The 25,295-nt window shown below is 49.6% G+C and carries 15 protein-coding genes; 9 read left to right on the top strand and 6 right to left on the bottom strand.

From position 1 onward, the window contains the following. Nucleotides 1-3: 3 nt before the first annotated feature. From hybB to RYZ26_RS11730, 3 genes are read right to left on the bottom strand one after another with little or no spacing between them, the layout of a single operon-like run. Nucleotides 4-1,143, bottom strand: coding sequence for a Ni/Fe-hydrogenase cytochrome b subunit (gene hybB / locus RYZ26_RS11740; RefSeq protein ID WP_317683404.1), 1,140 nt, complete (start codon nt 1,141-1,143; stop codon nt 4-6). A 3-nt stretch (nt 1,144-1,146) separates the two neighbouring features. Beyond that, the gene (hybA, locus tag RYZ26_RS11735; RefSeq protein ID WP_317683403.1) at nt 1,147-2,115 is read right to left on the bottom strand and encodes a hydrogenase 2 operon protein HybA; all 969 of its coding nucleotides are present in this window, start codon (nt 2,113-2,115) and stop codon (nt 1,147-1,149) included. A 10-nt stretch (nt 2,116-2,125) separates the two neighbouring features. Beyond that, nucleotides 2,126-3,244 carry a hydrogenase small subunit gene (locus RYZ26_RS11730; protein WP_317683402.1) on the bottom strand — a complete coding sequence of 373 codons (1,119 nt, stop codon included), beginning with the start codon at nt 3,242-3,244 and terminating at the stop codon, nt 2,126-2,128. 456 nt (nt 3,245-3,700) lie between these two features. Here RYZ26_RS11730 and hybE point away from each other — a divergent pair, with 456 nt between their 5' ends. The 3 genes from hybE (at nt 3,701) to RYZ26_RS11715 (ending at nt 6,274) form a co-directional block, all read left to right on the top strand. Further along, nucleotides 3,701-4,285: a [NiFe]-hydrogenase assembly chaperone HybE gene (hybE, locus tag RYZ26_RS11725; protein ID WP_317683401.1), complete on the top strand. Its 585-nt coding sequence runs from the start codon at nt 3,701-3,703 to the stop codon at nt 4,283-4,285. Nucleotides 4,286-4,301: 16 nt separating this feature from the next. Continuing rightward, nucleotides 4,302-5,765 (top strand): sigma-54-dependent transcriptional regulator, encoded by a 1,464-nt coding sequence (locus RYZ26_RS11720; protein ID WP_317683400.1) that lies wholly within the window; start codon nt 4,302-4,304, stop codon nt 5,763-5,765. A gap of 122 nt (nt 5,766-5,887) precedes the next feature. Further along, the gene (locus RYZ26_RS11715) at nt 5,888-6,274 is read left to right on the top strand and encodes a hypothetical protein (RefSeq protein ID WP_317683399.1); all 387 of its coding nucleotides are present in this window, start codon (nt 5,888-5,890) and stop codon (nt 6,272-6,274) included. Nucleotides 6,275-6,345: 71 nt separating this feature from the next. Here RYZ26_RS11715 and RYZ26_RS11710 read toward each other — a convergent pair whose 3' ends face one another. Then, a complete protein-coding gene (locus RYZ26_RS11710) occupies nt 6,346-6,552 on the bottom strand; it encodes a cold-shock protein (protein WP_317683398.1) in 207 nt (68 codons plus the stop codon). 283 nt (nt 6,553-6,835) lie between these two features. Then, nucleotides 6,836-7,156, bottom strand: coding sequence for a hypothetical protein (locus RYZ26_RS11705; RefSeq protein WP_317683397.1), 321 nt, complete (start codon nt 7,154-7,156; stop codon nt 6,836-6,838). 147 nt (nt 7,157-7,303) lie between these two features. Here RYZ26_RS11705 and RYZ26_RS11700 point away from each other — a divergent pair, with 147 nt between their 5' ends. The 3 genes from RYZ26_RS11700 to RYZ26_RS11690 are packed head-to-tail and all read left to right on the top strand — an operon-like array spanning nt 7,304 to nt 10,174. Continuing rightward, complete coding sequence (locus RYZ26_RS11700) at nt 7,304-8,257, top strand: YbgA family protein (protein ID WP_317683396.1); 954 nt, start codon at nt 7,304-7,306, stop codon at nt 8,255-8,257. 53 nt (nt 8,258-8,310) lie between these two features. Continuing rightward, nucleotides 8,311-8,817, top strand: coding sequence for a glutathione peroxidase (locus tag RYZ26_RS11695; protein ID WP_317683395.1), 507 nt, complete (start codon nt 8,311-8,313; stop codon nt 8,815-8,817). Next, nucleotides 8,807-10,174 carry a cryptochrome/photolyase family protein gene (locus tag RYZ26_RS11690; protein WP_317683394.1) on the top strand — a complete coding sequence of 456 codons (1,368 nt, stop codon included), beginning with the start codon at nt 8,807-8,809 and terminating at the stop codon, nt 10,172-10,174. Before RYZ26_RS11695 ends, RYZ26_RS11690 begins: the two co-directional genes overlap by 11 nt. Here RYZ26_RS11690 and RYZ26_RS11685 read toward each other — a convergent pair. After that, entirely contained in the window at nt 10,171-10,884 is a 714-nt protein-coding gene (locus tag RYZ26_RS11685) for a 4'-phosphopantetheinyl transferase family protein (RefSeq protein WP_411576869.1), read from the bottom strand. The genes RYZ26_RS11690 and RYZ26_RS11685 overlap by 4 nt on opposite strands. Nucleotides 10,885-11,284: 400 nt before the next feature. On the opposite strand from RYZ26_RS11685, the gene RYZ26_RS11680 reads away from it, so the two are divergent. From RYZ26_RS11680 to RYZ26_RS11670, 3 genes are all read left to right on the top strand, one after another. Further along, entirely contained in the window at nt 11,285-11,659 is a 375-nt protein-coding gene (locus tag RYZ26_RS11680) for a DUF6072 family protein (RefSeq protein ID WP_317683392.1), read from the top strand. A 102-nt stretch (nt 11,660-11,761) separates the two neighbouring features. Next, the gene (locus RYZ26_RS11675) at nt 11,762-24,307 is read left to right on the top strand and encodes a non-ribosomal peptide synthetase (protein ID WP_317683391.1); all 12,546 of its coding nucleotides are present in this window, start codon (nt 11,762-11,764) and stop codon (nt 24,305-24,307) included. A gap of 12 nt (nt 24,308-24,319) precedes the next feature. Further along, on the top strand, nt 24,320-25,294 hold the full coding sequence (locus RYZ26_RS11670; protein WP_317683390.1) for a TauD/TfdA family dioxygenase: 975 nt from the start codon (nt 24,320-24,322) through the stop codon (nt 25,292-25,294). Nucleotide 25,295: the final 1 nt, after the last annotated feature.

Raw genomic sequence — 25,295 nt, 5'->3', positions numbered from 1 at the left:
TCTTCACGCGTGCTTTGGCTTATGCAGCACAGGCAGTGTTTTAACGAGGACGAGGTACGCCATAATCTCAAAGGCTACGATCCCGACAGTGACCATGATTTCCGCAACGGATGGGAAATAGCTGTACCCCGGTCCCGGATCATAGGTCAGCAGGAACGCGTTAAAGCGATACATAGACCCCGCAAACAGCATGGAGACCGCCGCCCAGATCAGAACGGACGGATTGTTGCGTTTCTCGCGCGAGCTCAAAATCACAATGGGAATGATGAACAACAGGGTTTCCAGGATAAACAAAAGACTGTTCTTATCCCCTGCAAAGACATATCCCAGCTTGCCATTCATGATGATCTCAGCAAAGCGAATGACCAGATAAACACTCAAAATCCCGACAATGATCTTGCCGATTTTGGAAAGCAAATGTGTTTCATCATCCAGATCAAAGGCAACCTTGGACATAGAGGCTTCGAAGATCACGATAGAAAAACCCATGCAAAGTGCCGTCATCAGGGCAAATAGAGGTTGGAAATAAACCGTCTGCCACAATGGTGCGACCTTATAGCCCATCGCCACAAGGAAGGATCCAAGCGAAGACTGGTGCATGGTTGGCAGCAAAATGCCCAATGCGATAAAGAGGAACAGGAACTTGTTCAGAACCTTGATCACTCCATGCGCGCCGATCCGTTCAAGAAAGGCAGGTGCAAATTCGATGATAAGCACCAGAATATAGGTTGCCACACACAAACCAACTTCAAGCATGACGGCATTAAAGTTCATGTGCCAGGGCAAAAGCAGGTTATAGAATTGCCAGTAACGTCCCATATCGATAAAGGCCCCCAGACCACCCAACGCATAACCCAGCAAACTTGCCAGCAGAGCTGCGCGCATCAAGGGGTGATATTGGCCTTTGTTAAACAGATAAATGGTAATCGCCAACGCATACCCGCCACAGGCCAGGGCCGTGCCGATAACAACGTCATAAACCACCCAAATCCCCCAGGGGAAACCGCCATTCAGATTGGTGACAGCGCCCATTCCTTCAACAAAACGAACACCAAGGAAATAAAGCCCGATCACAAACAGGATCATCATGGCCATAAAGAACGGGGTAAAAATAGTTGTGCCTAACGGCTGAGCTTTACTCATGACTTATTCCTCCCCGTTTTTATCTTTGTTGCGTTTCACAAAATAGGTCAGACCTGCCAGGGCCACGGCAGGCAGCGCCATACCTTTATAGATCGTGTGTTGCAGTGTTTCTGATTGTGAAGCGTAAGAGCGATCCTCAAGCGGGGGCATACCCAGCTTATCAAAGGAAACACCCGCGATATGCATAACATTGGTTCCGCCTGCTTCTTTTTCACCCCAGATATGGTTGGTGTAATTCACCCCCAGATCTTTTTCGTGATAGCTTTCCGGTTTGGAAATATCACCACGGGGATAGTTATAGGTATCGCCCTCTTTCAGCGTCATTCGGCGCTTGGCTTCTTCCAGCAACATGTCACGCGGACCAAACAGCGTCGCACCTGTTGGGCAGGATTCTGCACAGGCTGTCATGCCGCCCTTGCTGATACGTTCCACACCTTCCTGATTACACATCTGACATTTCTGGATTTTGCCAAAGGCATCATCATATTCAAACTGCGGCACGTTATAAGGACAGCCGCCCATACAAGTCCGACAGCCAATGCAGGCGTCTGCATGGTGGGTTACGATCCCTGTTACCGGATCACGACGCATGGCCGTTACCGGACAGACAGACACACAGCCCGGGTCAACACAGTGCATACAGCTGCGTTTTTCAAAGGCAAAACCGTTTTCTTCATGGTCTTTGACCTCTGCTTTACCGTCTTTATAGATTTTAATGACGTTCAGCGTATCACCGGACAAGTCTTTCGCACTGTCATATTGCACATCGTCCCCGGAAATGACCGGGTCCATATTGTTGACTTCCTTACAGGCCGCCACACATGCCTTACAGCCTACACACAAAGTTGAATCATAGAGCATGCCCACCGCTTGGGGAGCAGGCTCCAAATTGGGCCGGGCCTCGGCAACAGTGCTTGCACATGCAGCAGCTGTCCCTACGCTCGCGGCCTTTAAAAAGGTTCTACGATCCATCACGCACCCCTCAGTCTTGACTGTCGGACGTTTCAGATGATCCGCTTTTCTTCGCTGCCATGGCTGCACCACCAACGATGGCACCAACAGCTGCACCCGCTGCCGCTGCAGCACCTGCTGTCATGCCGGATGTTTCTTCGCGTTCAGCAATTTCAGGGAAGGCATTTGGCGGTGTATGGGTCTTCACATCTGCCAGCGAGAACAACGGCTTGGTAAAGCCCACACCTTCTTCTGTGCAACCAAAGCAAGGATGACCAACACCGATCGGCCAGGTCCCGCCACCGATGTCATTAAATTCAACTGCCGGACAGTTGGAATAGGTTTCAGGCCCTTTACAGCCGAGCTTATAAAGGCAGTAACCTTTCTTGTGTCCTTCATCGCCGAATTCTTTGGCGAAACGACCAGCATCAAAGTGCGGACGACGTTCACAGTTTTCGTGGATCAAACGACCATAGGCAAATTTCGGACGATTCTGGCTATCCAATTCAGGCAGGCTCCCAAATGTCAGGAAGTGCATAATGGTTGCCAGGAAGTTATAGGGGTTTGGTGGGCAGCCCGGAATATTGACAACGGTCTTGCCCGGCAATACCGCTTGCGTACCTTGCGCACCCGTCGGGTTTGGAAAGGCCGATTGCACCCCGCCCCAGGACGCACAAGACCCAAAGGCAATGATGGCTGCGGCATGTTCGGCAGCTTCGACGGTGTGATCCAGCATGGTTTTACCCGCGATCTTACAGTAAACACCGCCGTCTTTTGTTGGAATGGCCCCTTCAACCACCAGCAGATACTTGCCTGCATTTTCTTTCATGGACAGCTCTTTCATATGTTCCACATGATGGCCGGCACCTGCATCCAGCGTCTGGTGGTATTCAAGCGAGATCATTTCTAGGATCAAGCGTTCCAGCGTTGGGTGCTCTGAACGGAGCAAGGTTTCAGACGGGCCTGTACATTCCTGACCATGCAACCAGATCACAACAGGCCGTTTCTTTGGTTTGGCAACCGCTTCTGCCATCGCGATGGCATCTGACGTCGACAAGCCCAGTGATGCGGCCACACCTGTGCAAAACTTCAGGAAATCCCGGCGACTAACACCAAGTCGTTTCTCGAGCGTTTCGAAATCACCCTTCATAATTCGGATATCCTCCCATTGTGGGGCCCTGCCCCGATGTATTAAATTCGTCCCGTCCACGCATGAGCAAGAGCTGTGCCAAACAAACAAGCTATTGATTTTAAATGCGCTTTAAATTTCGAGGAGTAATTCTCTCATACTTAAGTGGAAGGTCATTCACCTGAATTTCCCAGCGATTGAAAAGTAACTAACCACCTAACTTTAATCCCGAGTCATAAAGTCAGCTTTTACATGAATATTTTTTGATATTAGAGTAATTTTAAAACTCAAATTATGCGAAATGTGGTTTGAAAATTATTTTCAAGACCTAAACATTTCAAAACGAACAATATTTTCGAAAAGAAACTAATCATATTTAAATCAAACTGAAAAAACACCTTCCATTTTTAAGAAAATCGTGTTTGCTTAAAAGAAAAACCCCAAAACATTCTGAATAAGCTGACAAGGACGAAGACTGTGACACAGCACACGACTTCCTTTAGCGTGGAAGAAATGACGCAAAAACTTGAAACCTGCTTCAACACCATTCTGGTCGAAAACATGCAGGGAATTAATATCCTCAATCACGAACTTGAGGTCGAAGCCATTGAATTCACCAAATGGGATGGCCGTGTTATGGGGATGGTTGTCACCCCCTGGTTTGTAAATTTGATCATGCTCCCCAACGACGAAGACGACTGGCACACCTTGCCCATGGGTCAAAAGAAAACCTTCAATTTTCCGTCCAAAGACCTGGATATGATGGTCAATGAAATTGAAGGATTTGGCTATTGCCGAACCTACTCGCTTTATTCCCCCTGCAAGGATTTACCCAACCAGGAATCAGCGCGCATTGCTGCTGCCATGTTCCTGCGCGACCTGCTGGATGAAACCAAGCGCGTCACCCCGACCTATTCAGAAGAACAGATCGCAAGATACCTTAAAAAAGAAGATATGGTTCATCAGGAAGAACTGAAAAAACAATTCTCCGAACCTATTGAAATAAAAGAAGAAGTCAATCGCCGCGACCTTTTGCGCGGCAAAATCAAAAAAGACAATTAACCAATCGAGCTTGACCATGCAGGAACGCGCCACCATCCTTGTCGTTGATGACGAAGTCAGAAGTCTGGAAAGCTTAAACCGCATTCTGGAAGATGACTTCAATGTACTGACGGCCGAAAACACCATTGAGGCAGAAAAAATCCTGAAAACCGAATGGGTGCAGATCATCCTGTGCGATCAGCGCCTGCCCGGTCTAACAGGGGTGGAATTCCTGAAAACCGTGCGCCATAAATGGCCCAATATCATCCGCATGATCATATCGGGCTATACCGATTCCGAAGACATCATCAGCGCACTCAACGAAGCCGGAATTTATCATTATATTACAAAGCCCTGGCAGCCTGAAAATCTACTAATCACCATTAAAAATGCAGTCCAGCTTTTTGATCTGCAACGCTTGAATGAATCGCTTTCAATCGAGCTGAAAGTTTCTCCCGACACCTTTGAGAAATCAGTCTCAAAAAAACAGGAAAAACTTAAAAAAAATTATCAAAGTGACGATGGAATTGTGCGTTCAACCAACAGCCCGATGAATGAGGTCTGCGACAAAATCAAGCGGGTGGCCCCTTATGATGTTTCGGTGCTGATTTCCGGGGAGTCAGGGACCGGGAAAGAACTGGCGGCACGCGCCCTTCATTACAATTCACATCGCGCAGACAAACCTTTCATCGTTGAAAACTGCGCTGCCCTGCCCGACCAATTGCTGGAAAGTGAGCTGTTTGGTTACAAAAGCGGGGCCTTTACAGGTGCTGTTGAAGACCGCGTCGGCTTGTTTGAACGTGCCAATGGCGGGACCATCTTTTTAGATGAAATTGGCGAGGTTTCCCCGTCTTTTCAGGTCAAACTGTTACGTGTCCTGCAAGAAGGCGAAGTTCGCCCGCTTGGGGCCAGCCGCACCCGGCAGGTCAATGTGCGTGTCATTGCCGCAACCAACCGGGATTTGGCTGCAGATGTAAAATCCGGACGGTTCCGCGAAGATTTATATTATCGCCTAACACCTGTGAACATTCACATCCCCCCTTTGCGCAAACGGATTGCAGATATTCCTGTCCTGGTCGATAAACTGCTGGATCATGCCATGAAAAACCTGGGCAAACAGGCAGATGGCGTTAGTGATGAGGCGCTCGCCTGCATGCAGGCCTATCACTGGCCCGGCAATGTGCGTGAACTGCAAAACGAACTACAGCACCTTTTGGTCATGAGTGACAGCAAAACACTTGGTGCTGATATGCTTTCTGCCAGAATCCTGCGCGCTGCCCCCACAGACGAAGAACTGGAACTCCAAAGCCTTTCAAACTTAAGCGGCAATCTGAAAGATCGGGTCGAAGCCATTGAAGCCCGCATCCTGAAAGAATGCCTGATCCGCCATCAATGGAACAAAAGCCGTGCGGCCAAGGAACTGGGACTATCGCGCGTTGGCCTGCGATCCAAACTGGAACGCTACGGCCTTTCAAAACTTGAACAAATCCAACCGGAATAGAGAGCACTCAACCTCGCAGTTTCATTGGGATAGTAGGCAAATATTGCCTCTTTTCGAAGCGCAAAATTAACGCTAAAATAACCTTATCGTGAAATTATGCCTCCTGTTATGGAACCGCAACAATGACCGTTAAGATGATGAAACCACGTGATATGAAAAAAACAGTCCGCACAATCGGAATTGGCAGCGCTTTTCTTGCCATGTTGTCTTTATCGGCCTGCACATCCAATTTTCTGGTCGGTGACGCCATTTCAGCCGTAGCAACCGACAAAACGATCAGTGATCACCTTGTATCATACGTCAGCCGTAAAGATTGCTCGACAGTACGCACTGAACTGGGCCTTTCCTACTGTAAAGAAGATGACCCGCGCATGCAAAAGCAAGCAAAGACCCATTGTTATCGTGAACTGGGCAAAGTCACCTGCTATGAAGAAGCGGACCTGACAAGCGTGCGCCAGGGCATAGAAGATCGCAAAGAGGCCCCGCGACAGTGGCAACGCAAATATTAAGCGCTTAAAAATTCAAACATAAAAAAAAGCCCGCCGAACTCTCGACGGGCTTTTCTATTCTTTAATCAAGCTTAGTCAACGAGCTTGATGTCAGAAGCTGCTTCTTTACCGCGGCTGATGGCGATTTCGAAAGAAACTTTTTGGCCGTCGTTCAATTGCTGAATGCCGGACTCATGCAGAGCAGAGATGTGTACGAACACGTCCTTGCCGCCTTCTTCTGGAGAAATAAAGCCATACCCTTTTGTAGAGTTGAACCACTTAACTGTACCTGTAGCCATTAGTCTGTAATCCTTAAATCTGTTTAGTTCGTCCCCGTGAAGGAACATCGAGAGTTCGAAGTAGTCTACGATCGAAGGCAAAGGAGAACTCAAGGAACTAACAGGTTTTAGGTCAATTCAGACCATCCACGGTAAGGTTCAGCTTAAGACTCGGTTTTTATCCTTAAAACGAGCGAAAAACGTAACTCACCTAAATTTGTATGGGAGTTATTTACAAAAATCAATTTAATATTATATGACAGAGCGTTAAGTTTGACCTTGATTTTTCACAAAAAAGCAAAACTTACAGCTCTGTATCACCTGGAGCCACAGCTTCCCTGCGGCTTTCATCCAATGCCAGCACCTTGATCTTGCCATTGGCAATTTTGAATTCGTCATACCCAAAATCATAAGCCAATGCCAAAAGTGTATTCAGCACTTCCTTGTCACTTTTGCGGAATTTGTCGTTTGACATCCAGTGATTTGCCAGCGATTGAACCACCATCTGCTCGACCGTCATGGTGTTCTGTTTTGCTTTATCCACAAGTGCTTTGAGCGCCCATTCGCTGATAACTTCATCAGCGATTTCAAATTTCTTTTTGTTGATGCGAATAAATTTGGTCATGCCCAGCCCCTTTTTATAATTTCTAACAATCTTTTATTACAGGTTCTGATTTTTATGAAGAATAAACTGATCCAACCAAATTTTTGATCCGTAATAAACATACGACCACCTTGGCATAGTAATAACCCCATCCTTGAGGATAAGATTATGGATCAGAAACTAAACATCGGCGTATCAAGTTGTTTGCTGGGCGAAGAAGTCCGTTTTAATGGTGGTCATTGCCGCGATCGTTTCTTAACAGACAAAATGAACACCTTCGCTTCCTTCACCCCAACCTGCCCGGAAATGGCAATTAATATGGGCGTACCACGTGAATCCGTGCGCTTGGAACGTGACGAAACTGGCCGCATCACCATGCGTGCCCCAAAATCACGCGCTGATTACACCAATGATATGGAAGCTTTCAGCAAGGACTGGATTGAAAAAGTCGATATGCTCGATCTGGATGGCTATGTCTTTAAAAAGAATTCCCCCAGCTGCGGTGTCTTTCGCGTGAAAATCTACGAAAACAACCAACCGGCTGAACGTCGCGGCACAGGTATGTTTGCAAAAGCCGTTATGGACCGCCTGCCTGAACTGCCCGTGGAAGAGGATGGTCGCCTGAACGATCCCCTCCTGCGTGAAAACTTTGTAGAACGCTGCTTTGCCTTTCGTCGCGTTAAAGACCTGTTTCAACAAGGCTGGACACGTAAAGACGTTGTTGCCTTTCATTCACGCGAAAAGCTACTCTTGATGGCGCACAGCCCGAAACTATACAAAGAACTGGGTCGCCTTGTTGCCACCATCAAAACATATGACCGGGATGAATTTAAGATCATCTACATCAAAAGCTTTATGGAATGTATGAACCACAAGTCTTCTAAAGGCAAACACGCCAATGCACTGTTTCATATGGCGGGGTATCTCAAATCCAAACTGACCTCCGTTGGGCGTCTGGAACTCAATAAAACCATCGAAGATTATCGCAATGGGCTGGTACCACTAGTTGTGCCAATGACCCTGATCAGCCATATGATCCGCAGATTTGACGAATTATACCTTGCGCAACAGTCCTATCTGACCCCACATCCAGATAGCCTTGCTTTAAGGAACCACACATGATGACCCGTTTTTTCAGCATTTTCACGCTTGTTTGCGCCATAGGAGCTTTCCTGATGCCCGATACCCACGCAAAGACCATAACAGCCCATGACTTCAGCTTTCAAACAATAGAAGGCGACGACCTGCCCCTTTCCAGCTTTAAGGGAAAAGCAGTGTTGATCGTGAACACGGCCTCACACTGCGGCTTCACTCCACAATATAAGGGACTACAAGCGGTTTGGGAGAAATATCGCGATGAAGGTCTTGTCGTTCTTGGCGTGCCTTCAAACGACTTTGGCAAGCAGGAACCTGGACAAGCCGATGAAATCAAGGAATTTTGCGAGGTTAACTACGGAGTCGACTTCCCCTTAAGCGACAAGACCGTTGTAAAAGGAAAAGAAGCCCATCCCTTTTACAAATGGGCCCGCGAAGAACTTGGCTTTATCGCCGCCCCAAAATGGAATTTTCACAAATATCTGATCAATGGCGACGGCAAACTGGTTGACTGGTTTGCCACCACCACCCCACCAAGTTCGTCTATTGTCACAAACAAGCTGGAAAAACTCCTCCGTGCCCAATAACCCGACAATCATGTGGTTTCGGCAGGATTTACGCATCCAAGATAATCCTGCCCTCGCCCACGCTGCACAATCCGGCCCTTTCCTTCCTATCTATATTCTTGATGATAAGAATGCCGCTGACTGGCAAATGGGCGGGGCCGGTCGCCTTTGGCTGCAACACGCTTTAAACGACCTCAATACATCCCTGAAAGGCAACCTGCAGGTTTTCATAGGCGATGCATTTGAAATTTTAAAAAGCCTGAAACCAAAAGAAATACACTGGAACAGATGTTACGAGCCTTGGCGTATAAAACGCGACAAGGACATCAAATCCTATTTTCAGGATAAAGAAGTTACAGTGACGTCTCACAATGGCTCACTCCTGTGGGAGCCATGGGAAATCGCTAAGAAAGATGGCACACCTTATAAGGTCTTCACCCCCTATTATCGAAAAGGCTGTCTGGGTGCACCGCCCCCTCGTCCAGAAATTGACACCCAAAAGCTTCCACTAGAACAGCGAGACATCAAACCGATTGAAATTCTGAACGATAAACGAGACTGGACACAAACGACGATTCAAAATTGGGACATTACGGAAAAAGGCGCACATAATCGACTGAACGATTTTCTGGAAACAAGTCTTCACAATTACAAGAACGGTCGTGACTTTCCCGCCCTTGAAACCGTATCCCGTTTATCGCCTTATCTGCATTTCGGGCAAATCTCACCGCATCAGGTGTGGCACCATGCACGGGGTTTTGCGGCCCTTCATCAGGTTGATCAACATATTGACCATTTCTGTTCAGAACTGGCGTGGCGGGAATTTTCCTACAGCCTGTTGTTCTATCAGCCGAATTTGCCCACCGAAAACCTGAACGCCAAATTCAATCCTTTCACTTGGTCAGAGGACGAAGAAAGTTTTGACGCCTGGTGCCTTGGCAGAACAGGATATCCTCTTGTCGATGCTGGCATGCGGGAACTTTGGCAGACGGGCTTTATGCATAACCGCGTGCGCATGGTCACCGCCTCCTTTTTGATCAAGAACCTGATGATTGACTGGCGCAAAGGCGAAAACTGGTTCTGGGACTGTTTGTTCGATGCAGATTTAGCCAATAATGCAGCGTCTTGGCAGTGGGTTGCCGGGTGCGGGGCTGATGCCGCTCCCTATTTCCGTATTTTCAATCCCGTCACGCAAAGCAAAAAATTTGATCCAGATGGAACCTATATCCGGAAATATATCCCTGAACTACGCCACCTTTCCAACAAAGACATTCACGAACCCTGGAAAAGCAAGCAAGGCCTGAACGGATATCCCGCCCCCATAATCGACCTGAAATTCTCGCGCGAACGGGCACTTGCAGCCTACAAAAACCTTTAGCAACGCCATATGAGGGAATAATCAGCCTCGCGATAGATTATTTCCCCGTCCATCACGCCGTCAGCCCGCCAAATGTTGACCTCCTGCGCGACGGCATCTTCTTTATGGCAGAGGGCAAGCTTGTGATCTTCCAGGTCGAAGAGGCTGAATTTCCAATGTCCCGTCTTGCGATCTTCAGGAATGCGAGTTTCAAAACGTAGCCCTTCATCCTGATCAATGTGAAAAGAAAATTGATCAAGCCCAATGGAAAGTCCCTGCCCCTTTGCCTTGATAAAAGACTCTTTTAACACCCAAAGACGGAAGAAATGGTTGCGTTTTTGGCTTTCCGGTAACTTCTGAAATTGGTCAAACTCTTCTTTTGAGAAAACACTTTCTGCAATATCCAGATCAATGTTTTCTTTTACCCGTTCCACATCCACGCCAATATTGCGCCCATCACTGACAGCAAGTACGATCATTCCTTCGCTATGGGAAAGGTTAAAATCAAAATTCGCCCCGCCATCTTTCACATGGGGGCGTCCCCAAACGTTGGTTTGAAACTGCCAATCTCCTGGTTTAACCTCTGGATTGTATTTCGAAAGAACCGTGCGCAACACCCCGCGTGAGAGCAAAAAATCCTGTTGCAGCTTTTCTAAGACGAAGCTCTTCATGCGTTCCTGCTCAGACACACTCAAAAGTTTAGCAATGGATCTAGTCAAAGTTTCACCCATCACAATTCGGGGGGAAACCAGCCAAATATGAAGTGCATTTTTTAGATGTATTTTCATTTATAAATTTTCAATAGATTCGCCAAATGACGCAAAATAAAACATAATTCCACACCCTTAAAGAGTGTTTTACGGCCTATGAAACGCAAAATATACACTATTTGGGGTAAAACAATCAAATTCCGTATATCACAACGAAAAAGAGATACCCTTTTATGAAAGGTTTGGTTTCCAAATAAAACTTTAATACTTTAAAGGGTATTTTTGAATTGACTCAAAACTTATAATACCAGCATTATGTGACAAGTTATGAGTGCGCCATCTCTGCTGTACTCTCTTATGGCGCTAACTACATCAAATTAATCTAAGATAAAAATTCTCGGTCAAACCAAAGGAAAAAGTTATGAGTGACGGAATGCAACAACTCTCAAATGGTGTCAAACTGGTCAGCGAAACCGTACTGCCAGGCAGCAGCCTGTTGATGGACGGTCGTGTAAAAGAAGGCGCTGCCCATATGGCCGTTGGTTTGGCCGCACGCGCATTTTTAGGCCCAATCGGTTGGGGCATTGTTGCTGCCAACTCTTTCTCCAAGTCAGTATCTGACCAAGGCATTGTTGACCACGTAACAGATGTAGCAAAAGATGCAAAAGACGCACTGAAAAGCAAGAAGTCTAACGTTGTTGAAGCTGAGATCGTTGAATCTGAAGAACCAGCTGAACCTGCTGAACCAGCAGCGAAAAAGACAACGGCTGCAAAGAGCACCACTGCTAAAGCCTAAGTTTTAAGCCCGAAAGTTTGGTTTATCCAGCTTTCGGGCAATTTCTATCTATCCAAAGACGAATAAATCTCAAACAGCCGATGTTTGGGAAGGGGTAAACTTGTGTCCATTTCAGGTCAAAACGCAGCTGAAAATGTTGTGGTGGCGCCACACGATCAACCATCATTGAATATCGCTGCCGCACCTGAACGCAAACGGCCTGCGCACCGTATCAACACGCTTTTTGATGAACAAGTCGCACGCACGCCCAAAGCCCTCGCCCTGATCAACGGGCCAATCTCCATCACATTTGAAACATTAAAATCAAAAGCTGACGCCCTTGCCCATGCCCTGATCTCCGCTGGTTTAAAACCGGGTGCCAGTGTGGGGGTGCTTGTCCATCGTTCCGCCGATCTCCCCCAGGCCTGCCTTGCTATCTATAAAGCAGGGGGCATTTATGTGCCTTTGGTTGCCGATCACCCTGTTGATCGTCTGAACTATATGATTGATCAGGCGAATATTAATCATGTCATCATCCTTGATGGGCTTACTCTGCCTGACAGTTTGACGCGTACACCGCAGGTTTTACGCCCCGAAAGCCTTGCCATTAATGACAATCAGCACGCCTGTGCCTTCCCCAACATTACGGATATTGATGCGCGTGCGGCCATTCTCTTTACATCTGGTTCTACCGGTCGTCCCAAAGGAGTGGAACTTTCCCATCGCGCTATTGTGAATATGGTGCAAGGGCATATTGAAGAACATAAACTGGTGGCAACCGATCGCATTCTGTTGTCATCATCACCCGGGTTTATCCTTGGCTTTCGTGAAGTTCACCTGACCTTTATGACCGGGGCGGCCCATGTCGCCATCAACCGGGACCAACTGGACGATCCAGATCAGGTCATCAAAGTCATGGAAGAACAGGCTGTTTCCGTTGCCCTTTTCACCCCGTCTTACCTTAAAATTCTAAACCATGTTGTCCCCAAGGGCCTGCGCCTCATCCTCACCGCAGGGGAACGTCCCAATCTGGAGGATGCACGTCATTACGCACAGTTTGTCGAATATTGGAACTGTCACGGCTCAACCGAAACCTGCGGCACCTACGCCATGTATCAGGTCAGCCCGGATACCCCTTCCCCCTTACCATCGGGCAAAGCTTTTCCAAATGCGACCCTTTTGCTGTTGGATGAAAATAAAGATCAGGTCGGTGATGAAGAAGAAGGCGAGATTTATATTCTCAGCCCCGGCCTCGCCAACGGCTATCTAAACCAACCAGATCTGACCGCAGACAATTTTGTTCAAACCAAATGGGGCCGTGCTTACCGCACAAAAGATTTTGGCCGCTGGGATAAAAACGGCAACTTGATTGCCCTGGGACGCAGTGACGATGTGGTCAAAATTGATGGTCAGGCTGTTACGCTGAGTGAAATTGAACATGCCTTAAAAGATCATCCCAATGTCAATCAGGCCGTCGCCCTTCTCGTTAATGGACGCCTGACGGGTGCAATGGAAAGCAAACTTTCCCCTGCCCCGTCACTGGATTACTGGCGCGGTTTTCTGACCGAAAAACTTCCTGGCTATATGATCCCGGCCCATTTTATTTGTCTGGATAAAATGCCTGTCAGTTCCGCTGGTAAAGCAGATCGGATGAAGATCGCTGAACTTGCCGCCAACAGTTTCAGCAATCGTGATGAAGGCACCCTACCCGAAAGCGCAGAAGAAACTGCCCTCGCCGCAGCCTGGATGCAAGTTCTGGGACTGGATACAGTCTTCCTTGAAGATAACTTCTTCTCTTTAGGGGGCACGAGCCTGGGAGCCATTCAAGTCAGTCTGCAGCTTAAAAAAGCAGGCTTAGAACTGGCCCCACATACCTTGCTTGCCCATCCTGTTCTTCAAGACCAGGCACACACCCTGCGCCCGCTTCAGGAACTGTCACTTCTGGATGAAAAGGAAGGGTTGGCAAGTGCCGTCCAATGTGATTTCTGGACGGCCTGGAAATTAGGTCGATCCCAAGCAGGGTCTGTCGTTTCACGTGTTTTGGTTGCCGAAGGAAATGTCGGGGCAGATGCACAATGGCAAGCCGCCTGGCAACAGCTATCTGACCGCCACCCAGCCTTGCGCACAGAATTTTTTGAAGCCCCGGATGAAACACTGCGTTGGCGCATCAAAAACCAGACAGATGTGGACTTCAGCATTGAAACGGCGTCCACAGAAGACAAGGCGCGTGCGCTTTTAGACCAACAATTTGCCAAACCGATCAATCTTGATGACGCCCCATTGGTGCGCGCTGGTCTGGTTCGTGTGGAGGAAAATGCCAAAACCCTCTTTTGGTTTGTCCTGCATCACAGCGTAGTGGATGGCCTATCCGCACAGGTCCTGCAAAATGAACTGTTTGATATTCTGTGTGGCAATGACCTGCCCGCTGTAGGAAACGGCACAGCACTTTCCAGCCATATTGAAAAGCAATATCTGGACAGCCTGGACGCCGATACAGACCGCCAATACTGGCAGGATATTCTGGAAAGCGCGCTCTCCACACAGGATGGAGAAGCCTTTAGCGATTATGGCGTGGATAAACGCCGCCCGCTTGACCCGTCCGGCACCATCGCAAAACCGTTTTATCAGACATTATCGCCAGAAGAAGTCAGCAAGCTGGAACAACTCGCCCGCCTGAACGGCGTGGGATTGCACAGTTTATTGCTTGCCCTTCTGGCCCATGAAACTCGCCGTCGCACGGGTAAAGAAACCGTTGTCATCGGTTCCGGTATCACCAACCAGCCTGCGGGGAATGAGGCGGTCGTCGGTCTGTTTGTTAATCTGGTGCCAACCGTTCTGGACCGGATTGAAGGTCAAATCACACCCGCCGATGATTTTAAACGCACACAGATGCATATGGGTGAAGTCGGTCAACACGCCCACCTTCCAGCAACCGAAATTGTCTCTACCTTCAGAACACGCCATCCTGATGTGCGCCCCATGCGCACGACCCTGTTTGATATCTCCTTCACCGCGAACCCAAGCAGATATAACAGCGATGACGAAAAAGGCCTGTCCCTTCAGCCCTGGCGGCGCAATACGGATACCCTGCAACCTGCGGCGGGTCTGGAACTGGCTTTTCATCATGAAATGCGCGCAGACGGATCGCTTGAACTTGGCCTCGTCTGGAACCCGGATGTTTATTACGAAGAAACCGCATCGGACTGGCTGGCCGGATTTGCAGGCTGGGCGCGCTGGGTTGCCGCAGATTTAACCCGTGCAAACGCTGCCCTTCCTGCCCTTCTACCCGACGAAGAAGCCTTACTGCAAAAATGGGAAAACGGGCCTGCAAACAAACGCGAAGACAAACGGTTTAACGAATTGTTCAGCGACCTTGTCAAACAAGCCCCTGATCACCCGGCTGTCATCAGTAATGAAAAGATCATTACACGGGCTGAACTGGAAATCGAAGCCAACCGCATTGCCAATGGCTTGGTCGAAAACGGCATTAAAGCAGGCGACGTAGTCGCCGTTCTGACCGGATCAAACATGATCCTACCCAGCGTTATTCTGGGTGTCTGGAAAGCAGGCGCGCATTATCTGCCGCTTGCCTTGGATGTGCCCTCTGAACGACAGGCCTATATCGCCGACGATGCGGGGGCTGAAATCCTCATCTGCGTTGAAAATGCACATGTGCCGGATAATCTGGTTGATCGCATGACCAAAGTTCTGCGCCCGGAAGATCTGGGACAGGACATCAGCGCCGTAAATGTTCCTGCGCCCCATGATGATGTAGCCTATATCATTTACACCTCCGGCACGACAGGGCGCCCCAAGGGGGTATTGTGCTGTCATGACGGGATGAACAACGCCATTTTCATGACAGAAGAAGCCATCGGGTTTAACGCGGATGATCGTATCGCCATGGCTGCCAGTTCAGGTTTTGATGCGTCCTTGTGGGAACTGGGGATGGGTTTGCTGCTGGGTGGTGCCGTGGTCCCCATCAGTCATGAATTACGCGATGATCCCTGGGCGATGAAGCAATATTATCGTGATGTTGGCGTGACCATTGCCTTCCACGCACCATCCTATGTGCGTATCAGCCGGGATGAACCCTTTGGTTCCCTGCGTGCCCTTTTGACAGGTGGGGAAACACCAAGCCATGAAGATTTGGCCGCCCATGGGCATGAACTTGATTTCTTCAACGCCTATGGCCCAACCGAAACATCCATCATCGTCAGCCTAACCCATGTGCCCGCTGACACATCATCTGATCGTGCCTTGCATGTGGGGCGCCCCGGTGCGAACGAGGTGATTTCCATTCGTCGCGATGACGGCAGTCCCGTTCCGCCGGGTACCATCGGTGAAGTCTGGCTGGGTGGTGTTGGCGTCGGTAAAGGGTACCTGAACAAGCCGGACCTGACAGCTGATCGATTTGTCCTCACAGATAATGGGCGTTTTTATCGCACGGGTGATCTGGGGCGTTGGACAACCGATGGCAAACTGGAACTTGCCGGACGAATGGATCACCAGGTCAAACTGCATGGTCAGCGTCTGGAGCTGGAAGAAATTGAACAAGCCGTCGCAAAGATGGAAGAGGTTGCCGAAGCGGTTATTCTGTTACATGAAGCCGCAGCAGGTACAAAAACCCTGCAGGCCTTTGTGCGCTTAAATGACGGACAAGACCTGCGCACACCTGCGGATTGGCGCGCAACCCTTGGCGAACATCTGCCGCCCTATATGATTCCGGCAGCGATTAGTGTGGTGGACCATATCCCGGTCAATCAGTCCGGCAAGCTGGATCGCAATGCCCTGCTGGCCCTTGCCCCACAGGAAAGCCAGCCGGATGATTTGACACCGCCCATGCTCGGCATTGAATCAACGGTCGCCGAAGTCTGGCAGGACATGCTGAATGTTTCGGTTCATCGCGAAGATAACTTCTTTGCCCTTGGCGGTAACAGTCTTCTGGCCGTAACCATCGCACACCGTCTGTCAAAACAGCTGAACCGACAGGTGGCTGCACGCGATCTCTTTGGTGCGCCAACCTTATCTGGTTTTGCGGAAAAAGTCGCGGCGTCCGCCCCAGCCAGCGCGGATGCGGCAGAACGATCAGATATCGCAACTGAAGGGGAACGGGAATTCTGGACGGCGGAACAAGCAGGACTTGATACCCGGACCTTTATCATTTTGGTGCAACAGGACGTCCATGGCGATGTGCCGTCTGCTGAAATCTGGGATGAAGCCTGGGCCAAAGTTGTTGCCCGCCATGGGGCCTTGCGCACCTATTACCGTGAAGATGGCGAAGGTATTTTACGCCGTCGCCTGGTTGGTCAAACCGATGCCAAGCTTGCCCACACGGTGGTTGCGGACCAACAAACACTGCGCGAAATGGTGCGCAAGTGGCAAAGTGAACCATTGGCGATGGAACAGGCCCCGCTCTGGCGCGCGGGCGTGATTTCTGAGCGTGAAACCGGGACAACCACCTTCTGGCTAGCGCTTCATCACGCGGTTGGAGACGGCCGATCTGTCGGGATTATCCTGCATGATATGGCGTCTTTCATCGAAGGTATTGAGCTTACACCACTGGAAACCGACCTGGATGAAACGGGTGCGGCCTATAACGCCTATCTGGAAGGTCCAGCTGCCGAGGAAGATCGCGCTTATTGGAAGAACATCATGGCCCCGGTGCCCGATGTGGCCTTTGATGAAAATCCACTGGATATGTCACGCGAAGAAACACCTTATATCGGCACGCACCGGATCAAGACCTATCTGGATGCGGACACAGCCAAAGGCCTTTATCAGATTGCCAGTGATCACAAGGCAAGTATGCATGCGCTGATGCTGACCTTATTGGCGCTGGAGACAAAACGTCGCACAGGCCGGGAAGAATTTGTACTTGGCACCACCGCATCATCGCGTGAAACCGCAGAAGATAACGAAGTCGTTGGCTGTTTCGTCAATATGCTGCCCCTGCCCTATCAGTTAAACGACGATATTGTCTTTGGCGATCTACTGGAAGAAACGCAACAAGCCCTGATGGGGGCTTTGCAGCATGAACGCTTCCCATTTGCGCAGATTTATCATGATGTTTGGGCAGAACGTCCACATCTGCGCCATCCTTTGCGTTTCCCCCTGTTTGATTTTGTCGTTACAGAAAACCCAGCACCTGAAGTCATCGGTGGCGTCTTTACCCGCCCGGCCGTTGTAGGCGCAGAACAGGAATATGAATATACCGACTGGCCGCCAGGCCAGGATATGGTGCTGATCCATGAACGTCAGCCTGATGGATCATTGCTGATGGAATGGCATGTAAATGCCGAAGTTTATCAGCGTGATACATCCGAAACTTGGTTTAAAGCGCTGGCGGACTGGGCACGCTGGCTGGGTCAAAACCCGGTCCGGGCTGGTGACAAACTGCCCGCCCTGCTACCGTTTGAGGAAGAACAGCTTCTCAGCTTTGAACAAGGCCCTGTTCGCGCACGTCCTGACCATTCCGTCCATGAACTGTTTGAAAAGCATGTGCTGAATACTCCTGAAGCGGCTGCCATCCGTAAACTAGATGGGGTAATCAGCTATAACGAACTGGATCAGGCCGCCAACAAACTGGCTCATGGCCTCTTAAATGCAGGGCTAAAATCCGGCGATGTGGTTGCAGTCTTAAGTGATCGATCTGCCGAACTTTCTGTAGCCATGATGGCTGTCTGGAAAGCAGGTGGCATCTACCTGCCGTTGGCCGCCGACCTGCCGGGTCCGCGCCTTACAGATATGGCAGCGGATGCACAGGCTGACATTTTGATCGTACTGGACAATCACGAGATTGCCCCTGATCTGAAAAACAAGGTCTCGACTATTCTGCATTTAAGTGATCTGGACAACGATTTACCCGCAACCAAGCCACAGAATATCAAACCGTGCGAAACTGCCTATATCCTGTTTACCTCTGGCTCAACAGGACGCCCGAAAGGCACAAAGGTCGGACATCGCGCTTATGTCAATCTGGTCATGGGGATGATTGAAGAATATGACATGACAACGGCTGATCGTACGTTGATGTTCTCTTCCCCATCATTCGATGTATCGCTTTCTGATATCGGTGTGCCACTCTCTGTCGGGGCGTCCTTAAGTCCGGTTTCTTATGAGACCCTGAGCGCCCCGAAAAAGCTGGTCGAGATGATCAATCAGTTGGAGATCACCATCGTCGATATCACCCCGACCTATCTGCGACTGCTGGATGGCGTGAAACTGCCAAGCGTGCGCATTCTGGTAACGGGCGGGGAAGCACCTTTCGCACAAGACGTGGCAATCTATGCCAAACGTCACAAATATTATAACGCCTATGGCCCGACGGAAAACACCATCACCAGTTCCCTGGTCATTCTGGATGGAGACAAAACCGACAGCTTTACCTGTGGAACGCCGCTGCCCAACACCTTGATGGAAATCCGTAATGAAGCGGGCGTACGCCTTCCCTTTGGGATGATGGGTGAAGTCTGGCTGGGTGGTGAGAATTTGGCCGAAGGTTACCTCAATCGCCCAGGTGAGACCAAACACGCCTTTATCAACACCGCAGATGGCCGTCGATATCGCACGGGTGATTTGGGAAAATGGCACGCAGATGGTCAACTGGAACTGCTGGGCCGGATCGATGATCAGGTCAAACTGAACGGTATCCGGGTGGAAACGAGCGAGATTGAAGCCGTAATCTCCCAACATCCCCATATCGCACAGACAGCTGTAATTGTAGATCGTACCGATAGCCGATCACACAAGCTTTACGCCTTTATCAAACTGGAAGCAGGCCGTAAGGCACCCGAAGAAGATTTCTGGGGACCTTACCTGAAAGAACGCCTGCCTGCTTACATGATCCCAACAGCCATTATCCCTGTTGACGACATAAAAGTTACCCATGCAGGCAAGGTTGATAAAAAAGTCCTGCTGGATCAAGTCGGTACCCGCACTCAAAACGACCAGCGCACCAAACCAACTGATGCGGTGGAATGTCTGGTCGCGGATGTGTGGCGCTCTCATCTGAACTGCGGTGACATCCATCTGGAAGATAATTTCTTCTCCCTTGGTGGGCATAGTCTTTTGGCCATTGCGGTTGCCAATGATCTGGAAAATAAACTGAATTATCCGGTTCCCGCACGTGAACTCTTTACCGTTCCAACTCTGGCTGGTTTTAGTGAACGGGTGCGCCTTGCTGAGAAGGCCGAACAGGATCAAGCCAAAACCAGTGACCTGGCGACCGAAGGACAGCGCGAATTCTGGATTGCTGAACAGGCAGGCCATGATACCCGTGGCTTTAACCTGGCCCTCACCTTAACTGCCACGGGTACACCGCCCAGTCCGAAAATCTGGTCTGATGCCTGGAAGAAAGTGATCCAGCGTCACAATGTATTCAGCACCATTTTCTTTGAAGATACAGATGGGCTGTTGCGTACCAGACATTTATCCGACATGCCAACCATCTTAACGGTCAGCCATGCCCGTGATTTCAATGCTGTGCGAGATGATATCCTGACCTGGCAATCTCAGCCATTTAAGATGGACGAAGGCCCCTTATGGCGCGCAGGCCTTGTCATTCTTGAAGATGCATCCGTTGTTTTCTGGCTATCGCTGCATCACGCCATCGGAGATGGCTGGTCCTTGGGCATTATCGCACAAGAACTGGAAGCCGCCCTTCGAGGTACGCCAATGGATGACGCCCAGCAATCCTTTGATGTGGCCGCTGCCAAAGAAGTAGATTACCTGCAAAGTAAAGACTGCGCAGATGATCGTCGATATTGGATGGAGATGCTGGAAGGGCTGGCGCAAACATCCCACAATGATGTTGCTGCCTTTGATGAATGGCCGCTGGACCATAAACGTCCAACCGGACGCGTAGCACAAAAGTCCAAAGGCAGCCATTGTCTGCGCCTGCGCCTAAGTGCTGACATCATGATGGGCCTGCAAGATTTGGCGCGTAAAAACGATGCCAGCCTACATGCTGTCATGCTGTCCTTGATGGCGATGGAAGTCCAACGCAAAACAAGCCGCAGTGCTTTTGCTTTAGGGACTGTGGCCTCGCGCCGGGAAAGTAAAGCAGAGGCTGATTGCATTGGTTATTACATCAACATGCTACCCGTTGCCTGCCATCTGGAAAATGCCAAAAGCTTTGATGATATCATCCGTCATATGCAGAAAAACCTCGCAAGCGGCCTGACTCATCAGCGTTATCCCTTTGGTCGCATTAGCAAAGACTTTAACGAAATCGTTGATGAACCGCGTCATCCTGCACGCATGCCTGTCTTTGACTTTGCCGTTACTGAAAACCCGGCTGTTGAAGTCAAAGATATTCCAACTGACTGGTCTTTAAGCGCATCACACACCAAACCATCCGATCACGCCATCAAGTATGAATTGCGCCCGGCTGGCCCGGCGCAGGATATAGTCCTGATCCATGAAGGGCGACATGATGGATCACGCGATCTGATCCTGTTTGTAAATGCCAATTTATATGAACAACAAACGGCTGAAAACTGGCTGACAGCCATCAACTATTGGGCGGAGCAGCTGGGCTATAAAGACCTGCGCAGTGACTCGCCGCTTCCTAAACTGACCCAAACAGAAAAAGCCTGGCTGGAAGACCGCCATGGGGAAAAACAGGATTGGCCAGCACATACCTTCGCCGATTGTTTCCGCAAACAGGCCCAACGTCACCCCAGCCGCCCTGCCCTTGTGGGCGAAGATGGCACCATTACCTATCAGGAAATGGATCACCTGACAGATGACCTTGGCAAACATCTGATCAAAGCAGGGGCTGAAAAAGGCCGTGTCGTTGCTGTCTTGTCTGAACGATCTGTTCGCCTGCCGGAAACCGCGTTGGCGATCTGGAAAACTGGGGCTGTCTATTTACCTATTACAGCAAGCCTGCCCGAAGATCGCATGGCTTACATGTGTGAAGATGCTGATCCCACATTACTTGTGGTGCTGGATGATCATGAAGTGCCGGAAAAATTGCAGCACCTGCCGATGGTACGTCCAACGGAGCTTGGCGACGATGTTCCAGACATTGATTTCCCGGACATCGACGCAGATGACCCTGCGTATATCCTTTACACGTCGGGTTCAACAGGGACGCCAAAGGGCGTTTTGATCCCACACCGGGGTTGGAACAACTTCGCCAACGGCATTGCGAAAATGCTGAACATCACCCATGAAAGCTGCCTGATCATCAGTTCTTCCCCCAGCTTTGATGCCTGGAATTCCGATGTGGGGATGTGCTGGACCCATGGGGCGGCAATTTATCCCATCACGCGTGAGCAGATGAATGATATTGAAGGTATCAAAGCCAGCCTTCAAAAATATAACGTCACGCATTTTACCCTGCCGCCTTCTTATCTGCGGCTGTTTAACCAGACGCATTTCCCGACGCTGCAAAGCATCATGACCATTGGCGAGCCACCGATCCCAAGTGATGTCGCCCATTACGCCAAATCCCTGAATTATGTAAACGGTTATGGCCCAACGGAAAACAGTGGCGCCACTGCGCTGGGGTATCTGACACCGGATACAACCATTTTCCACGCTGGGCAGCCCATGCCTAATGTTGCCGTTTATATTCTGGATGACAAACACAACCCCGTGCCACCGGGTTCACAGGGTAAAATCTGGACCGGTGGGGAAAGTCTGGGGATTGGTTATCTAAACCTGCCTGAAAAGACAGATGAAGTCTTTGTGGAAACACAATTTGGTCGCCTTTATGATACAGGTGACTTGGGCCGCTGGACGGCTGACGGCAACCTGTTGGTTGAAGGACGCGCCGATACACAGGTGAAACTGCGCGGCCAACGGGTAGAACTGGGTGAGATTGAAAGCAAGCTGGAAAAACACTGCGACGTCCAACAGGCTGTTGCCCTGGTCGAAACGGCTGAAGACCGCACGCAGACCCTTTGGGCTTTTGTTGCCTTGAAAGGATCAACACCAGAACCTTCACAGGCTGACTGGCAGACCTTGTTAAGTCAGGACCTTCCCAATTACATGATCCCGACCTGTGTGATCAAGGTGGATGAAATTCCGGTTAATCTATCGGGGAAAGTGGATCAAAAAGCCTTGTTGGCTGTGGCGCAGGACCTCAAGCAGTTTAACGACGGTTATGATGCGCTAAACCGCACCCCGCCTGCCAATGATACGGAACGACGCATTGCCCAATTATGGGAAAGTCACTTCCCTGGGCGCAAAGTCGCACGTGAAGATGATTTCTTCGCCATGGGTGGGGACAGCCTGCGAGTGATCGCGGTGATCAATGCGCTGCGTAGCGACTATGAATGTAGCATCAACGATTTCTACGAAAACCCTGTTTTAGCCGACTTTGCTGCCTGCTGCACCCCACGTCCACATCATGTCCTTGAAGGATTGAAAGCCGCCAAGGCCCATTGGCAGGCCTATGATGATGGACTTGCAACCTATGAAGCAGAAATGAACGATGCGCTTTCCTGGCCACTGACGGATTATCATCAGCGCAATGCCCAATATGACGATCTGAACCTGTCCAAACGGAAAATCTATAAAAACGTGCTGATCACAGGGGCAACCGGATATCTGGGCGCCTATCTTTTGCGTGAACTGATGGCTAATGAAGACCGCAAGGTTACTGCACTTGTGCGCGCATCGGATAATCAGGCGGCACAAAAACGCCTGCAGGAAGTTCTCGCCCTTTATTTCGGGGATGCGGAAGCCATTAAGCTTGCCAATTCAGCACGCCTTCGCATTCTTTCCGCTGATCTACGCCAGGATAAATTTGGCCTGACGGATGAAGTTTACCAAACCATCGCAAACAATATTGATGCGATCTATCACAGTGCGGCTAACGTTAATCACTTCGGGCATTATCACGAACTTTATGCCGATAACGTCACAGCGACCGAACGCTTGCTGGACCTTGCCGCCACACGCGCGAATGATCCGGCAGATTTTCATCATGTTTCAACCATTTCAGTTGCCGGGACACCACCGGAAAATACCTTTGAGCTGTTTAGCGAATATACGCCGGTGCCGGAAAAACCAGCGGAAAACTATTACATACGCACCAAGCAGGATTCCGAAAAATGCGTAATTGCCGCACGTGATCGCCTGACAAATGCAACCATCCACCGGGTGGGCAACATCGTCTTTTCTGCTGAAAATCCGATTTTGCAAAAAGGCGTCAAAACCAATGCCTTTTTCCGACAGCTGGCATCTTTCATTCGCCTGGGAAAGGTGCCGAAGGATTTGCACGTCTGGCTTTGCCATGTGGATTATCTGGCAAAAGCCTTGGTGATGATTTCTGAAACAAATGCCTTAAAACATGAAACCCATCATCTGGAACATCATTTCATGCACACAATTTCCGATCTTTTAACCAGAAAAGATATGGAAATTGAAGGGATTGAATCCAGCAGCTTTGGCGATTTTATCGACCATCTGATCAAAGTTTCAGATGATCCAGTCTATAACGAACCATTATCCGATCTGGTTGAGGCCATGTACCTCACCCGCGGGGAAGCCCCCCAACCAAGAGGGCGCAGACTCGAAGTTATAACCGAACGGACACAGACCTTGCTCAGCCGCATTGGCTTTAGCTGGCCTGATGTACCCGTCAGCGGATTACGTCATCTTTTAAACAACGCACAGCATCATTTCAAAGATGATTCTGAAACATCAATATAAGGAATAGACCTGATGTTAACGCATATTCAAAATCTCGGATTTCGCGCGGCAGAATTTTCAATCGCCCCATTGTCTGAGGCTGAAAGAAATCAGACGTTAAAAACCTTGCGCCACTACTATGGGGAAGCAAGCCAGTCCGTCTTCGTCCCGCACGAAAAAGAAAGCGAATTGCGCCTGGCTCTACAGGAAGCCGCCCCCACGCTTGCAAAATTGGGGCTGGAACTGCGCGAACGTCTGGATCAGGATTATTCCCTTATGCTGATCAAACGGACCTGGATCGATCATCTTGACCTGGATACGCGTTCTGCCGTTCTGTTTGCCCTGTCTTTATCCATGGGTTCCCCCACACCAACCGATCAGGTCGATAAAAAAGTCGTCTGGGACATCCGTACGCTTGGCGATAAAATGGAAAAAGGCCATGTGCCGACATTTTCCGAACACGCTTATGAAGCCGCCCTTCACACAGACACCCAATATTACGAAGACCCGGAACGTTTTATGCTGCTTTATTATAACCAGCCCGCAAAATGCGGCGGCGGTCTTTCTTATTGCCGTGACGTAACCTCGATCAAAGAAGAAATGTCCAAAACACAGGATGGCCGCTGGGCGCTGGATGTGCTGGAAACAGAAGAACTTCCATTCCGCATCCCCATGACCTTTACATCGGATGGATCACAAACAGCAGAAGAAGTGACTTTTGCGCCTATTCTCGCCCAACGTCCCCATATCCGGTATCGCAAAGATACCTTGGAACGCGGCTTTAAACTGCATCCGGAAAAAGACACACCAACAGTCCGCAAAGCCTTAAATTTGTTTACGGAAGAACTTTTTAAACCACAACCTGCTTTGTCGGCTTTTGTTGAACGTGATTCCATGCTAGCGTTGAATAATCACGAATGTTTACACGGTCGATCTGAATTTTCAGATCCCGAACGTCATGCATTTCGTATCCGTATTGCCGCCCAGCAAGACCAGATCAACGTCTAAC

The organism is Terasakiella sediminum (genome assembly GCF_033100395.1).
GTDB lineage: Bacteria > Pseudomonadota > Alphaproteobacteria > Rhodospirillales > Terasakiellaceae > Terasakiella.
Note: the sequence above shows the minus strand (reverse complement) of the source record. Positions and strands in the feature narration are given on the sequence as shown.